At 62.1% G+C, this 13,667-nt stretch carries 15 protein-coding genes and 1 tRNA gene; 2 read left to right on the plus strand and 14 right to left on the minus strand.

Going from position 1 to position 13,667, the window contains the following annotated elements:
* Positions 1 to 484: 484 nt before the first annotated feature.
* Genes cas2 through cas10 form a run of 11 tightly spaced genes read right to left on the minus strand, consistent with a single transcriptional unit; the run spans position 485 to position 10,087 of the window.
* A complete protein-coding gene (gene cas2, locus WKI89_RS07705) occupies positions 485 to 760 on the minus strand; it encodes a CRISPR-associated endonuclease Cas2 (protein WP_337868593.1) in 276 nt (91 codons plus the stop codon).
* Position 761: 1 nt separating this feature from the next.
* Entirely contained in the window at positions 762 to 1,733 is a 972-nt protein-coding gene (gene cas1 / locus WKI89_RS07710; RefSeq protein WP_337868594.1) for a CRISPR-associated endonuclease Cas1, read from the minus strand.
* Positions 1,730 to 3,118 (minus strand): TIGR02710 family CRISPR-associated CARF protein, encoded by a 1,389-nt coding sequence (locus WKI89_RS07715; RefSeq protein WP_337868595.1) that lies wholly within the window; start codon positions 3,116 to 3,118, stop codon positions 1,730 to 1,732. Before WKI89_RS07715 ends, cas1 begins: the two co-directional genes overlap by 4 nt.
* Positions 3,066 to 3,869, minus strand: a complete 804-nt coding sequence (cas6, locus tag WKI89_RS07720) for a CRISPR-associated endoribonuclease Cas6 (RefSeq protein WP_337868596.1) — start codon at positions 3,867 to 3,869, stop codon at positions 3,066 to 3,068. The genes WKI89_RS07715 and cas6 overlap by 53 nt, the downstream gene beginning before the upstream one ends.
* Positions 3,866 to 4,243, minus strand: coding sequence for a type II toxin-antitoxin system VapC family toxin (locus tag WKI89_RS07725; protein ID WP_337868597.1), 378 nt, complete (start codon positions 4,241 to 4,243; stop codon positions 3,866 to 3,868). The genes cas6 and WKI89_RS07725 overlap by 4 nt, the downstream gene beginning before the upstream one ends.
* Complete coding sequence (locus WKI89_RS07730; protein ID WP_337868598.1) at positions 4,243 to 4,509, minus strand: type II toxin-antitoxin system VapB family antitoxin; 267 nt, start codon at positions 4,507 to 4,509, stop codon at positions 4,243 to 4,245. Before WKI89_RS07730 ends, WKI89_RS07725 begins: the two co-directional genes overlap by 1 nt.
* A gap of 31 nt (positions 4,510 to 4,540) precedes the next feature.
* Positions 4,541 to 5,671, minus strand: a complete 1,131-nt coding sequence (csm5, locus tag WKI89_RS07735) for a type III-A CRISPR-associated RAMP protein Csm5 (RefSeq protein WP_337868599.1) — start codon at positions 5,669 to 5,671, stop codon at positions 4,541 to 4,543.
* On the minus strand, positions 5,668 to 6,555 hold the full coding sequence (gene csm4, locus WKI89_RS07740; protein WP_337868600.1) for a type III-A CRISPR-associated RAMP protein Csm4: 888 nt from the start codon (positions 6,553 to 6,555) through the stop codon (positions 5,668 to 5,670). The genes csm5 and csm4 overlap by 4 nt, the downstream gene beginning before the upstream one ends.
* Complete coding sequence (gene csm3, locus WKI89_RS07745; protein WP_337868601.1) at positions 6,552 to 7,226, minus strand: type III-A CRISPR-associated RAMP protein Csm3; 675 nt, start codon at positions 7,224 to 7,226, stop codon at positions 6,552 to 6,554. The genes csm4 and csm3 overlap by 4 nt, the downstream gene beginning before the upstream one ends.
* Positions 7,223 to 7,633 carry a type III-A CRISPR-associated protein Csm2 gene (csm2, locus tag WKI89_RS07750; RefSeq protein WP_337868602.1) on the minus strand — a complete coding sequence of 137 codons (411 nt, stop codon included), beginning with the start codon at positions 7,631 to 7,633 and terminating at the stop codon, positions 7,223 to 7,225. Before csm2 ends, csm3 begins: the two co-directional genes overlap by 4 nt.
* Before the next feature lie 9 nt (positions 7,634 to 7,642).
* Complete coding sequence (gene cas10 / locus WKI89_RS07755; RefSeq protein ID WP_337868603.1) at positions 7,643 to 10,087, minus strand: type III-A CRISPR-associated protein Cas10/Csm1; 2,445 nt, start codon at positions 10,085 to 10,087, stop codon at positions 7,643 to 7,645.
* Positions 10,088 to 10,228: 141 nt separating this feature from the next.
* Between cas10 and WKI89_RS07760 the strand changes: the two genes are divergently transcribed.
* A tRNA-Leu gene (locus WKI89_RS07760) sits at positions 10,229 to 10,315 on the plus strand.
* Between the two features lie 15 nt (positions 10,316 to 10,330).
* Here WKI89_RS07760 and WKI89_RS07765 read toward each other — a convergent pair.
* The 3 genes from WKI89_RS07765 to WKI89_RS07775 all read right to left on the minus strand — a co-directional run bounded on the left by WKI89_RS07765 (position 10,331) and on the right by WKI89_RS07775 (position 12,922).
* Positions 10,331 to 10,876: a DUF4256 domain-containing protein gene (locus WKI89_RS07765; protein WP_337868604.1), complete on the minus strand. Its 546-nt coding sequence runs from the start codon at positions 10,874 to 10,876 to the stop codon at positions 10,331 to 10,333.
* Between the two features lie 217 nt (positions 10,877 to 11,093).
* Positions 11,094 to 11,783 carry an ABC transporter ATP-binding protein gene (locus WKI89_RS07770; RefSeq protein WP_337868605.1) on the minus strand — a complete coding sequence of 230 codons (690 nt, stop codon included), beginning with the start codon at positions 11,781 to 11,783 and terminating at the stop codon, positions 11,094 to 11,096.
* On the minus strand, positions 11,783 to 12,922 hold the full coding sequence (locus WKI89_RS07775) for an ABC transporter permease (RefSeq protein ID WP_337868606.1): 1,140 nt from the start codon (positions 12,920 to 12,922) through the stop codon (positions 11,783 to 11,785). The genes WKI89_RS07770 and WKI89_RS07775 overlap by 1 nt, the downstream gene beginning before the upstream one ends.
* A gap of 271 nt (positions 12,923 to 13,193) precedes the next feature.
* Here WKI89_RS07775 and WKI89_RS07780 point away from each other — a divergent pair, with 271 nt between their 5' ends.
* Positions 13,194 to 13,667 (plus strand): DinB family protein, encoded by a 474-nt coding sequence (locus WKI89_RS07780; protein ID WP_337868607.1) that lies wholly within the window; start codon positions 13,194 to 13,196, stop codon positions 13,665 to 13,667.

Here is a 13,667-nt window from a genome sequence, read left to right on the forward strand (position 1 = left end):
CAATCCCCTTACGGGGCTTTTTGTTTGCAACAAGATCGAAAAAGTCAAAATGACCGACGGAAGCGAAAAGCTCGTTTCAATCCCCTTACGGGGCTTTTTGTTTGCAACAGCATACCCCGTTAAACACCGTGCTGTACAGGGGTGCTGGGGGGGGTATTTATGAGAAACCGGAGTTATCCACAGCCCCCCTGTGGATAACTGGGGTAAAAAGTGTGTTTTTTGCGATGAGGGCTTACTTTCCCGCACTTTTAGATTTTTTGTGGCGTGGGTTTGCCTTTTTTATCGCAAAAGCTGGCTTTCAATGTGCGTTGTCGAATTGCTCGACAACAGCATTATAGCATTTTGCGCAAAACATAATGGGTTATTTGGTGAAAGTGCTTCCATGCTGTACTGGACTGGTTTTAGGTTGGGTTTAGTGTGTGGTGAGGTGCGATCGCGCAGGCGTTTTTGGTGGGTGGTGGCAAGGTTACGGGGGGTGTAACGCCTAAAGAATCAGGAAGTCGGGGCTTTGGGTGAGGCGGCCCAGGCCCAGCACCTCCACCGTTCCGCCGATGGGGTAGATGCGGACACTGTCTTGGGAGAGCTCGAGCTTCTTTTGCAAAAACTGCTTGAGTTGCTGTAGCTGCCCTGGGGCCAGCCAGCACTCGAACACCGAAAGCTGTACCCGCTCGCCAAAACTCTTGAGCACGTTGGCCACCTTGACCCGACGGCCATCGTCGGGGATGTCGTAGGCAATGGTGTAGAAGCGTTCGTCGGGCATTTCACCTCCAAAGATAAAAGGGGGTGTAGGCTTCGCGGCCCAGGATGGCCGCCTTGAGGCGGGCCGCCTGGGTTTCGATGAGTTCCTGGTAGGGCTTGCGGAAGCCCTTAGGGTGCTGGGCCTCCTGGCTCAAGCGCTCCTCGAGCCGCCTGAGCAGCACCTTGCGCCCGGCTTCGTTCAGATAAACCCCGCCGTTGCGGGCCTCGCTGTGCTGCTGGGGGGTTAGCTCGCTGCGCAAAAAGGCCGCAATTACCACCGCGTCCACCACCGGAACCCTAAACTCCTCCATCAGGTCGAAGGCCAGGGCGGGGGCCCGGCGGCCCTCGGTATGCAGCAGGCCCAACTCGGGGTGCAGGCCGGCTATTCCAAGGGCCAGCAGCACCCGGCCCAGCAACACCATGTAGCCATAGGAGAGCGCGGCATTCACGGCATCGGTGGGGGGGCGGCGGTTGCGCCCGGAAAAGCCATAGGGCGCAAGTACCGCTTGCAGCCCGGCAAAGTAGGCACGGGCGGCGTTGCCCTCAATGCCGCGCAGGGCCTCGAGGCTCCGGGCCTGGGGCAGGGCCTCAAGGGCGGCCTCTATCTCGGCCTGCTGAGGCGCGGTGGGGGCCTGGCGTGCGAGGCGCTCGAGCAGCATCTGCTCCGAATGCAGCTTGCCTTGCAAAAAGCTTTGGGCCAGCGGAAGAGGGTCTTGCTGAGCCCGCATCTGTGCCCGCAGCACCTGGGGGGCAAGGCTCTGGGGGGCCTGGGCCTGCCCGTAAAGCTGCCCCTCCAAGGTGGCGTACAGCACCGGAACCTCCTGGCGCAACAAGAAGGCCAGGGCCGGGGTGGTAAGCCGCACATTGCCCCAGACCACCACCCCCCGCACCTTGCGGGCGGGAAGTTCGGCCAGGGCTTGCTCGTCGAGCTCTACCCGCAGGCGGCCCTGGGAGAGGCGCAGGGTGGAGGACTGTTCGGTGAGGTGGAGGGTCACGACAGGCTTACTGGCTCCACTGCTGGGTTCAAACCAGCTTCCTCCTGTGCTTTTTGGTAGAGCTTACGGCTAAACTCACGCAGTTTCTCCAGCTCACCTCTTTTACTCACCTGCAAGCCGTGTATCAGGAGGCTCTTATTCCGTCCTTTGAGTACACCCTGATAGCCTTGCATATCGCTATCGGAAAAACCGACGCTGGAATCACCCAGGTGCCGAAGCAGGGCCACAGCCTCCAGAAGCCCAAGTTTGCCAGAGATTCGTATATTCTCTGGCTTCTCGCCTAACCAGCGACCCAGATACTGCCGCATGCTTTGCTGTTCATCCTCGCTGAGGTTAGGGCTATCGGCATCCCGTCCCTGCCGGGCCACGCGGTGCTGCAGGATTAGCTCGAGGCTGCGGTAGTAGTAAAGTGCTGCCAGCACCGGTTGCCGCTCCCTGCGTTCGTTACCAAGTTGAATCAGGGAGGCTGTAAGCCACAAAGCGCCTTTGGTTTCGCTCAGGTTCTGCGATCTGAGCAAAGTCACAATGGCCTCGAGGCCTTCCTTCTGCTCCTTCAAACGTCCTGCGTGACGCACCAAGAAATGGTTTCGATACGCATCCTGTCCTATAAACTCCAAGAGCCGCCTGGCATTACTTAGAGCAGTCTCGAAGTCCAGCGCGTACCAGTACTTGTACATTTCACAAGCCGTAGCGTGAAGATCGAATCCTCCTTGCCCAGTTTTTCGCCTCAATGAGACAAACCGTTCCGCAGCCTTACCAAATTCACGCGCATCATATAGTTCCTGGGCCAAGTGTTCGTCTAGATCACCCAACACCTCGTGGGGGTTAGGAAGCAAAATTAGCCGCTCAGTTCCAGCAACTGGTTTTCTAAGCGTGGCATCAAAGGCTTCGTTATCCACATAAGCTACCCGTAGATTGGGATAAACCCGCTGGAGGAAATAGCCTGCTGCAGCCATACCTGCGCTCATGGCCTTGGTTCCGCTGGTGAGATCGAGGGCTATCTTTTTACCTGGATGCTTGCGCACTTGCTCGCCTACCGCTTGGTATAGGCGGGTCACGTCGCTTTTGCCGATTTCTATCGGGTAAACGGAGCGGCCTAGGTCGCGCTGAAGCTGCTCGAGGTAGCGTTTGCTCTCGGGCGTGTGCAGAACGTATACCTCACCCGCGCCCAGTCCCAAAGCAGCCAGGGTGGTGGCTTCCGGGCTGGTGCCCAGGGTATGAATCGAGACGTCAAACTGTTCACGGAGCGGATATACATGCGGCTCCCGACGCCAGAGCTCGAGCAACAGCGGCCAAACGGTTTGGTTATACAACTCCTGGGCCTTTGCCCCCTCAAGCTCCTGCGTCTTGAGGTTCTGCCAGGCTTGTTGAATTTTCTGCTTCAAATCCTCCATTGCTTGCTTCCTCCTTGCGCAGGGGGTCAAACATCCGCACCCGCCCAAACCCCAGGCTGGTCTTGGCCCCTACCCCGGCGTAAAAGGCAAAGCGCCCCAGGGCCTGGAGCCACTGGGCCTCGGTGGGGCTGGCTTTGGGCAGGTAGTAGACCACCCGGCCCACAAAGCCCACCCCCCGCTCGTCCTGGTTGGGCACGATGTGGTGGGTGCGGCCCTGGAACTGGCCCACCAAAAGGCGCTCCCAGGCTTCCTGCACCTCGAGGGGCACCTTTACTGGAGCAAAGGCGTTCCAGCGCTGGGTGAGCGAGTCGAAGACCAGCCGGGGCTCGGGCAGGGGGTAGCTGTGCCCCTTGCGGCGAAAAAAGGTAGGGCTGGCGAACTGAAGCCCCAGGCTGGCGGTGGCCTGGCCCTGGAATAGCTTGGGATAGGTGCTCACGCCGGCCCAGGGGTGCTCTTCTTGCAGCACCGCGCGCACCCGGAAGGGCTCCTTGAGCCGCACGGTCTGGCCTGCCAGGCCAAACAGATGGGGCGAGAGCCGGGCATACAGGCCCTCCTCCAAAAAAGCAATCCGCACCCACCACTGCCCCAGGGCCCCGCCCAGTCCCAGGCTGAAGGGGTTGTGCTGGGCTGCGTGCAGCTCGGGGTCGAGGGTCTTGAGCAAGCTATACACCAGGCCGCGCCAGCCGTCGGGGTCGGGGCGGGCGGGGCCCTCGAGGGGGAGTACCAGTGCTGCAAGCATCATGCTAGGTGGGTCTGGGCGAAGTCGTCGCCTACATAGGCCAGGGGCATCCCCGCCACCTTAGCCACCGTGTAGCTCAGGCAGTCAAAGTTAAGGGCCGCAGGGTGGCGGCCCTTGCCGTAGCGGCGGAAGGCCGAGAGGGCTTGGTATGTATGGCTTGTCTCAAAGGGAACCACCTGGGCCTCGAGGCGCATCAGAAGTTCGTCCAGGAGGTACAGGTTGTCCGGCCCCAACCGACTGGTCAACACCATACCCACCTCGACCAGCGTGGGTGCCCCCACCACGCGCACCTCGGCCTCAAGAATGCGCTCGAGCGCCTCCCGATGCCCTGGCTCGGCAAAAATAAGCTGTACCAGAACCGAGCTGTCCAGCACCATCAGTAGCCCTCCGGGCCAAAGCCCAGAATTTCCTCTTGTTCGGCCCTGGTGGGGGCTTTACCTAGGCTTTCGGGCGGCAGTTTGGGCCAGACCTCGCGCTCTAAAAATTCCAGCACGCTCTCTTTACTGGGGCGCTGCGGGTACAAAAGCCGGGCCTTGCGTTCCAGAAGGGCCTTGCGGATGGCCTCGGTCTTGGTCTCGCCGGTCAGACGGGCCACTTCTTCGGCCAGGCGCTCGACTTCGGGGTTTTTGACAGTCAGGGCCATGGGTTCAGTATAGGTTGAAAAAGGCAGGCTTTCAGTAAGGCTCGAGCCTGGCAATAGCCCAGCCCATGGGGAAGCCGTCCTTGGGATTGGCCGAGCCGGCGGTTTTGCGGGTTTTGGGCTCCTGCCCCTCTTCGCCATCGAGCAGCAAGGCGAGGCGGATGGACATACGGCCAGAGCCAAACCCAATGCGCAGGGGAAAGGCCTTTGGGTCGTTTTGCAAGCGCTGCTCCAAATCCTTATAAATGCTCAGGGCCTTCGTCAGGTTGTGTTCTTTGGCGAATTCTTCCTCCCGTGCGGCCACTTCCTGGTAATACTCTCGACAAGCTGCTTTTAGTGCATCGGCAGAGATGGCGTGGGAAACCGTTTTTTGGCTGCTTTGCCGGGATAGGCCGGTGTGGAGGCGCAGGATTGAGGTGAGCTTCGATTTGCTGCGGAAGGTTTCGGCCAGTAGCACTGTATCATCCATGCTGCCCTTGGGATGAAACACCCCAATACGGTTAAGCAGCAGGTTATCGCAGGGCTCCGTATCGCCTACCCGTATCTGTCGAAAAGGGTCTTTGTATAGGTCTGGGCTGCGCTCGGTGGCGTAGTCCAGCACCAGGGCCTCAAACTCCTGGGCGACCCGGGTGTTGATGCTTTTGGGAGGCTGGATAAGGGGCCATTCGCCTTTCGGGGATGTCCTGCCCCATGCCCAACGACCACGGTACTCGATATCCTGACCTCGCTTTAGGATTCGCTGGAACATCCAGGCTGTGCGCAAAGCTCCCTTGATGCTCGAGCCTGGCAGGTAGGCCCCCAGCGGGCTCCTGGGCAGGGTGCGGAACTCCAAGCCCGCGGCGTCGGTGGCGTTTTGCACGGTTTGCAAGAACGGCATGCTCACTGGCACCTTCCGCACCACCGCCGGGCTGGGATCTACCAAGCGGCTATTCCATAAAGAGCGCAGGCTCTCCTGGGCGAGTTTGGGGCCCTGGGCTACAGCGTCCAGGAAATTCTTTCGCTGGCTCTCGTTCAGCAGTTCCAGCAAGCGGCCCGGATCCAGAATAAAGGCCTCTTTGTCCTTCGCATCTACCAGGTAGCTGTAGGCTGGAAAAGCCTCCCCAGTGCCCACGTGGACAGGGCCCAGGAGCTCGAGCTCGAGGCGATAAGCCTCCAGAAAACTCATATCCGCACCCCCAAGCAGAAGGGATAGAGATACTCCCACACCCGCACACCCGCTTCCGGGGCCGGTGCTGGGGTCACGTCCAGCAGGCCACCTCTGGGCTTCTCCTTGAACACGCTTCCCTCCACCGTCCGCAGGTAGGGCCGCTTGAAGGGGGTCTCGGCCAGGGCATAGTGCCCGCCCAGGCGGCCCCAGTAGGTCTCGAGGGCATAAAACCCCTCGCCCTGGGGCAAAGTGGACGATAGGGTGACCCAGTGGGTGGGGTTCTCGGCCTCGGGCAGCTCGAGTTCCTGGGTGTCTACTACCTCGAAGCGCCCCAGCCCCACGCTGGCCTTACCGCCGTAGCCAAAGGCGCCTACCTCCCGCAGGGCCTGTTCCAAGTAATCGGCCTGCTGCCGAACCTGGACATACACCGTCCAGGTCTGCCTTTGCTCCTTGTCGTTCAGCCAGTACACCCGGTCGGTAAAGAGGATGCCCTCCTGCGCAGTGCCAGTGGTGCGGTGGATGCCCACGCGGGTCTGGGTGGCCAAAGTGGCCTTGGGGGCTTTCCTCTCTTTGAGTTCGGGCGCTTCTCGTAGCGCTTCTTCGCCTTCCTGAATGACCCTCGCAAAGGTTTTCAGGCTCAGGTAGCGGATCTTCTTGAGGGCTTTGCGCGCCTGGGTGTCCTCCACCTGAAGCTGAGGGAGGTAGGGGCGGGGCAGATAACCGGTGGGGAAGGCCGAGGAAAGCAGGAAGGGCGGGTCGTGCTGGAAGGCCTCGAGCCACCCTTTCAGCTTTTCCTCTCCCTGGGTATAGCGCACCCACCAGGCCAGGTGGCCCCACAGGGTGGAAGCCCTGGGCGGGGCGGTGATGCTGGAGAGCTTGAGGTGAAAAGCCCGAACCCTCATTTTTCCTCGACTTCGTAACGCAGCTCGACCTGGCCGTACCCCCGGCTGATGTAACCCCCCAGGCCGTCGAGTTGCAGCAGCTCGAGGGCCTTCTCCACGTGGCGGAAGTTGCCCCGGTCGGTCTGGCCGCCGTCGCCGGTGTCCATCACCCGGTAGACCATCTCGAAGGCAAACTCGGCCCCAGCCGGCACGCGCTCGGCGGTGCGGGGGTTGGCGTTACCGCCAATGCGCGGAATAAACACCTCCTGCTTGACCTCGGTCAGGTAGCCGCCGCGGGCGGTCATGGCCTCGAGGGCTTTTTTGGATTCGGGCGTTAGGTAGGCATCGCGCACCAGGAGGCGGGTGGGGCCACGCTGTTGAGCTAGTTCTTTACTGCGACGGTCGTTGCCGGGAGCCACACCGAAAATGCGCCCGATGGGGCCATCCTCGTCCTTGTAGACATGGTACTGGTCGGACTCGGTGATGTATTTCCCGCCGAGGTGCCACTCGAGCAAATACCGCATCTTGCCCTTGAGCGAAGAGCCGGGGATGTAGGGTTCTTCGGTCAGGGGGTTGCGAATGACCGGGTTGTCCACGTCCCCAATGGCCATCTGGTCTTTGCTCATGCCGATGCGCAGACCGCTTTTGAGGCGAATAATGCCGTGGATACGCTTGTAGCCGAGCAATTTCATCTACGTCCCCCTTGGTTTTGCCCTTCTTTGGCATAAAAGTAGGCCAGCACGGCCTCGAGGTATTGCATCATGGCCTCGAAATCCTCCGGGCTCTTTTTTCCTGCATCAATCAGGCGGTTCATAAGGTTGACGAATCCGCCGGCATTTTGCAGAGGGCCGTTTTTGCGCTGCCCGTAGGCCAGCTTGGCCTTCAGGAGTTCAAGCTGGGGTACCAGCTTGGCAAAAGCCAAGGCATCGTCCATCTTGGCGGCGCGCTCGTAGTTGGCCTCGAGGGTGCGCAACTCGTGAAAGTAGTTGCGGAACTGGCTGGACTGGATGCCCTGCACCCCATCGGCGTCCTGTCGGGCCTGGCTGTCGAACAAGCCGGGTTTTAGGATTCGGTTATGCCTGTCCTGATAAAACTCCATACGCGCCTCCTATCGCTCCAGATAAAGCCCCCACTGCACCCAGACCGGCAGATATCGCCAGGCGGCTTGGGTGTGGTCGGTGAGTTGCAGGTAGTGCTTGCGAATCCCCTCTTCCCGCTCGCGCAGGGCATAGGCCAGAAGCGGCTTGTAGCGCATCCGCCGGGCCTCGTCCTCATCCTGATGCCCCCTCCACAGCCTGAGCAGGCGGTAGGCCAGGGCGCTGCTCAGGCCTGCTTTGCCCTCGGCCTGGAGGTGGCGGCGGAAGTCCCGCACCCAGGGGCGCAGGTTACGCAACTCGTCCCAGAGCACGCCCTGCCCGAACAGGTGCAGCCGGTTGCGGCCCGCATTTTTAGCTGCTTGCTCGGCCTCCTGCACCGCCTCCGCCAGCAGCGGGATGGGCAGGCTGGGGCTCACCAGCACCAAGCCGCCGGAGAGGGTGAGGGCGGGGTGCTGGGTGAACTGCCGATACAGCGCCTGCAGATCCAGGGCGAACTCCAAAAGCACATCCCACGGCCCCAGCAAGAAGAGGTCGTCGCCCCCGGCATACACCGAGTAGATGAGGGGGTAGCGCGCTGCTTTTTCCTTGGTCTCCAGCTCTTCCCAGCCCAGGCGCTTGGCGTAGGTTCGGGGGTTTTTGATCAGCTCCAGCACTTCTCCGGCGAAGAAGAGCTCGAGCATCCGCGATAAGCTGGCGATGCGGCTGGGGCTACTGCTGTCCTGCCCGTTTTCGTCTCTGAAGCCGGTGGCGAAGGCCTCGCCCATGCGGTCGGCGTCGAGCATCAGGGCCCCCAGGTACTTGGCCCCGGTGGAGAACTCGGCCAGCTCGGCCAGGGTGAGGGGGTCGTCGGCCTTGCGTTCACCTTCTTCCTCTTGCCAAAGCTTCTGTTCTTTAGCCCAGGCCTGGTACTCGGCCAGATCGCGCCAGCGGCCCTGGCGCAGGGCGTCCGCCAGGGTAGGGATATGCCCAGCCAGGAGGCGCACCTCCCAGGGGTGGGCCGCCGGGGTGAAATCGGGCCGGGTGCGCAGGGTGTGGACGGTGGAAGTCTCCAGCGCCACCTGCCAGGCCGGAAAGCGGTAGCGGGGCCTGGGGGCATCCTGAGGGAAGAAGCCGATCTCTGTTCGCTTGGGAATAAGCCGGCCCATATGCCCATCGCGCTCACAACCACGGCAAAGCTCGTCGTTGGCGGATTTTGCTGGCTGCACCCCGCAGGCCGTGCAGGGGCGCAGGCTGGCGCTGCCCGAGGTCAGGTAGGGCGTGGAAAGCTGGCTCGAGAGCGGCTTTAGTTTGGCCTCGGCCAGCTTCTGGTGCGCTTCTTTTAGCACCTGGCTAAAGGCCCGGAAGCCCCCCGGTGCGAAGGGATGGGCCGCCAGGAAGGGCAGCAGGGTGGCCCCTTGCTGCAGGGCCCATGCCTCCCACTCCCTGCGCACCTCATCGAGCGCCTTTAGCACGGCCTCGGTGTTGGGCAGGAGCAGGTAAAACTTGCCCCCCGCGCTCATAATGCGCTGCAAGGGAGTGAAGCCGGTGCGTTGCAGGAGCTCGAGGCCCATGGCTTCGGCGGCCAGGGAGACCTCGAGGCTGCGCGCCCGCAGCCGCTTGGCCAGGCCGCCCACCCCGGTCTGCGCTCCCTGAATGCGGTAGATGTGGCCCTGGATACCCCCCAGGTCGCCCAAAACGAGCAAGAACTTCTCGGGGCGCTCGTCCCTGAGGGCTTCCACCGTGGCCTTGCCGTCGTGATAGGCCCAGAGCGCCGCGGCGATGGCCCCGGTGAGGCGCAGGTGGTCGAAAAGCGATACGTCCGGCTCACCCTGGGTGTCCGAGGGTAGGTTCCATAGAAGCTCCTGGAAGATGCCCAGCAGGTTCAAAAGCAGGGCTTCCGGGCTTAGGGAGTGCTTGGCCAGCCCGGTCAGGCGCTCATCCAGCCGCTCGGCCAGGCGCCAGTAGGTGTCGCGGGAGACGTTGGGGCGGGGTTGGGGATAGGCCCCGCCCAGCTTCAGGCCCACCTCCTGCCCGGCTTCCACCATGCTGTAGCCGTGGTCACGCTGGCCGTAGGTTTTTTGTACCCGCAAATTTGCAAAGACCGATTTCAATGGCGTATCGGTCGCACGGCTGCCCTTTTCATCTACCTCGAGGCGCTCCCTCGAGGCGTAGGTATCGGCCAGGGCCACACACCACTGCTGGGGGGTCTGGGGCTGGTACTGGGGCTTATCGCGCCAGCCCTCGTGGTGGCGGGCCGCGGTCGGAGCCAGCCAGCCGGGCTCGAGGCCTGCCCGCTCAAAAAGCCTGTGGTGCCTCTCAATGGCCCACGCGGTATAGGCCGGGTGGCTCCAGTCCGAGACCCCTTCCGGCGCACGGCCCCAGTAGGCCCGCTGGTAGAGCTTGCCAAGGTCGTGCAGGAGGGCCGCCAAAGCGATGTTGGCTGGGTCTGACATATAGTGCCACTTTTTATACCACATCCTTAGCAATTCAACTGCCACTATATAAACCGAGTATATTATTTCGCGGACCAGCACCCTCTCTGGCCTCGAGCCATTCTTGACAAGGGGCGCGCCGCCGACTAACCTAATCTTTGCGTCTGAGAGATCAGACCACCCTCTGCCGGGATGGTGGAACTGGTAGACACACTATCTTGAGGGGGTAGCGGGCGCAAGCCTGTGCGGGTTCAAGTCCCGCTCCCGGCACCAGATTTCAAAGCTATTTCAAACTCTCAAGCAGCCGCGAAACCCTCGAGCCGCGTAGTACGAATCGGCCCCGTTGTGGTAGATGAATACGCGGTCGTAGCGTCGGTCGCCAAAGATGGCCCCGCCCAGCTTGCGGATGGCTTCGGGGGTTTTGAGCCAGCTCGATGTCTTGGTATCAAACCGGCCCAGTTGCTGCAAAGCCTGGTACTGCTCCTCGGTCAAAAGCTCGATACCCATGGCCGCGGCCATCTCCAGGGCCGAGCCGGCAGGCCTGTTCTGCTTTCTAGCCAGACGGGCAGCTTGGTCGTAGCAGAGGCTTCGGCGGCCCTTGGGGCTTTCGGGAGCGCAGTCGAAAAAAATAAAGGCGCCGGTCTGTGGGTCGTGGCCCACCACATCCGGCTCGCCGCCGGTGTTTTCCATTTCCAGAAGCGAGGCCAGCTTATCGGGCTGGGCCTGGAGGCGGGCCTCGAGGTCGGCCCAGCGCAGTCCAGGGTGACGGTGTGGGTGTTGCTCGAAGCGGTTTTTGAGCAGCCTGAGCAAGTCGTCGCGCTGCTTGGGGGTCATGCCCATGAGTTTATCGGCGGATGGGCTTCGAGCGATAGGTGGCCCGTGCTTCAAGTACAAGGCCTTCTGAGAGAACGGTCAATTCGCATTCCGGCAGCATCGTTCACTTTTGAAAGCCTAAACGATACTGCCGGAATGCACGCCTACGCCCTTCGGTCGGCTCGAACCCTTCACCTTTGATTACACCCTAAGGTGAAGGGTTCAAGCGGAACCGGTATTACTTCACCATCGCCGGGCTGTTTTCCTCCACCTTCAAAAGCCGCCCATCCCTGAGGTGCAGGATGCGCTCGGCTTTGCGGGCCAGTTCCAGGTCGTGCGTTACCAGGATAACCGTGCGGCCCTCCTGGGCCTGGCGCATCAGCAGTTCCACCACCCGAGCCCCCGAGGCCGAGTCCAGGTTGCCGGTGGGTTCATCGGCGAACAGGATGGGCGGGTTGAGGGCCAGCGCCCGCGCGATCGCCACCCGCTGTTGCTCGCCACCCGAAAGCCTGTTGGGCAGGTGTTTGGCTCGCCCGGCCAGCCCCACCGCTTCCAAAAGCGCGGCGGCCCTGGCGGTGCGCTCCTTGAGGCCAATCCCCGCCAGCATCATGGGAAAGGCCACGTTCTCGAGGGCGGTCAGGGTGGGAATCAGGTTCCACTGCTGAAACACAAACCCCATGTGCTTCAGGCGCACCTCCGAGCGGCCATCCTCGGGCAGGGTGGAGAGCGGGGTGGTGTCCAGGCGCACCTCGCCCTCGCTGGGCACATCGAAGCCGGCCAGCAGGTTCAGAAGGGTGGTCTTGCCCGAACCCGAGGGCCCCACAATGGCGGTCAGGCCAGCCGGAAAGCGGTAGCTGAAATGATCCACCGCCACCACATCAATCTCGCCCTGATGGTAGCGCTTGTGCAGGTTGATGGCCTCGAGCATCAGACCCTCCCCAGGGCTTCTACCACCTTGATTCGGCTGGCGGTACGGGCGGGCAGGAATCCCGCCAGCAAGCCCAGAACCACTGCAACCAACAGGGCAAAGGAGGCCAGGCGGAAGGTTACCGCCGAGAGGGCCAGGCCCACCTCCCGTCCGGTGTACCAGTTGACCAGCCCCGAGCCCGCCTGTCCCAAAACCAGACCCAAGAGCCCGCCCGCCACGCCCAGCAGCAAAGCCTCGAGCAGCACCAGGCCAAAGATGAAGTTGCGCTTGGCCCCCAGCGCCCGCATCAGGCCAAACTCGCGGATGCGCTCGTAAACCGACATCATCACCGTGTTGGCCACCAGCAGCCCACCCACAATCAGGGCCACCAGGCTGATGCCGAAGCGCACCAGGTCGGAGATTCGCACCGCCCGCTCGGCGAAGCGCATCACGTCGCCGCTGGTCTGTGCGTTCACGGCAGGAATTTTCTCCTTGACCGCTTTTGCCACGTCTTCGGCCCGGCGGCTGGGGTCTATCGAGAGCAGGATCGAGGTGTAGTTTTCGGTGTTGAGCACTGTCTGCACCGCCTCTATCGGGACGAAGATGAAGCTGTCGGTGATGCCCCCGGCCCTTTCCAGCACGCCTTCAACCCGGAGCGATACCGCCGGGTTGAGGCGCAAGGTTTTGCCCAGGGTCAGGTTGTTCCGCTCGGCGATGCCACCCCCTACCACCGCCCCTTGGGGACTGGGAACGGGATTTCCCGAGGCGATGCGCGCGTTGGGATACAAGACCATAGGCCCAATGCCCTTGGGCAGACCCTGGAAGATGAAGCTGCTCGAGGGGTCGAAGCCACCACGGGCAAAGGTAGCGGTGGGGATCACCTGGGTGATGCCCAGTTCGGACGCAGCCGATTGAATCTGTTGCAGGGTCTCGGGGCGCAGCTCGGGGTAGCCGGGGCTGATGGCCTCCACACCCTCCGGCAACACCAGGATGGCCGGCCCCACGTTGGACAGCTCGGCCCCCAGCGCCTTGCGTAAACCTTCACCAAAACTTAGGAAAAGCACCATCGAGGCAGTCGAAACCACAATTCCCAGCAGCGTCAGGATGCTGCGGATGGGCCGCGCCCGCAGGTTGCGATAGACCAGTGCCAAAACTTCCACGCCCATCAGGATAACCGCAAACGCCCAAAAAAGTGGGGCATATGCCAGGTTCTGAGTACCCTACGGGCAGCTTCGCCCTTTGGCCCGTTACAGCTCCCGTTCGAGCACTTATCTGCGCTTCCCGAAGGGCCCCAGGGTTTGGTGGAAAACAGCATTTGGGTGCTCAGCAGCAAATGCCCCTTGCAGCACAAAAACCCGAAGAAGCCAGTTCCGAAAGCAGGGGAACCGCTCCAGGATGCCCAGCCTTCGCGGTTTGGCATAAGCTAGATGTATGCCGAATACACTCCTAACCCGACTCGAGCTGTCGCTATCTGGGCTTCCGGAGGTGCTGGGCCAGGCCACACCCGACCAACTGCGCCAGCGCAGCCTGCCCGACAAATGGTCGGCCCACGAGAACTTTGCCCACCTGGCCCACTTCACCCTGGTCACCCAGGACCGCATGGCCCGCATCCTGCAGGAGGAAGCCCCCCTCATCGAGCGGCTGAAGCCCGATACCGAACCGGCCTTTTTGCTGCTGGTGGAGCGTTCTCCCGAGGAGGTGTTGAACCAGCTCAAGGAACTGCGGGCCCAGCTCAACCAGCAGGTAGCGGCCCTGAGCGAGGCCCAGCTCGAGCGCATCGGCATCCACAGCGCAGCCGGGCCCATGCCGCTAAGGGAGTGGCTCGAGCTCTTCCTGGTGCACGAAGCCCACCACCTCTACCTGGCCTTCTGGCGCATCCGCGAGGTGCGGCAAAAAGCCCGCTGA

The organism is Meiothermus sp., from assembly GCF_037443965.1.
Lineage (GTDB): Bacteria > Deinococcota > Deinococci > Deinococcales > Thermaceae > Meiothermus.

Coding starts and splice junctions, on each gene's coding strand:
- cas2 (WP_337868593.1), bottom strand. CDS start 760: ATGCCCGACGAACGCTTCTACACCATTGCCTACGACATCCCCGACGAT.
- cas6 (WP_337868596.1), bottom strand. CDS start 3,869: ATGATGCTTGCAGCACTGGTACTCCCCCTCGAGGGCCCCGCCCGCCCC.
- WKI89_RS07725 (WP_337868597.1), bottom strand. CDS start 4,243: ATGGTGCTGGACAGCTCGGTTCTGGTACAGCTTATTTTTGCCGAGCCA.
- WKI89_RS07730 (WP_337868598.1), bottom strand. CDS start 4,509: ATGGCCCTGACTGTCAAAAACCCCGAAGTCGAGCGCCTGGCCGAAGAA.
- csm5 (WP_337868599.1), bottom strand. CDS start 5,671: ATGAGTTTTCTGGAGGCTTATCGCCTCGAGCTCGAGCTCCTGGGCCCT.
- csm4 (WP_337868600.1), bottom strand. CDS start 6,555: ATGAGGGTTCGGGCTTTTCACCTCAAGCTCTCCAGCATCACCGCCCCG.
- csm3 (WP_337868601.1), bottom strand. CDS start 7,226: ATGAAATTGCTCGGCTACAAGCGTATCCACGGCATTATTCGCCTCAAA.
- csm2 (WP_337868602.1), bottom strand. CDS start 7,633: ATGGAGTTTTATCAGGACAGGCATAACCGAATCCTAAAACCCGGCTTG.
- cas10 (WP_337868603.1), bottom strand. CDS start 10,087: ATGTGGTATAAAAAGTGGCACTATATGTCAGACCCAGCCAACATCGCT.
- WKI89_RS07765 (WP_337868604.1), bottom strand. CDS start 10,876: ATGACCCCCAAGCAGCGCGACGACTTGCTCAGGCTGCTCAAAAACCGC.
- WKI89_RS07770 (WP_337868605.1), bottom strand. CDS start 11,783: ATGCTCGAGGCCATCAACCTGCACAAGCGCTACCATCAGGGCGAGATT.
- WKI89_RS07780 (WP_337868607.1), top strand. CDS start 13,194: ATGCCGAATACACTCCTAACCCGACTCGAGCTGTCGCTATCTGGGCTT.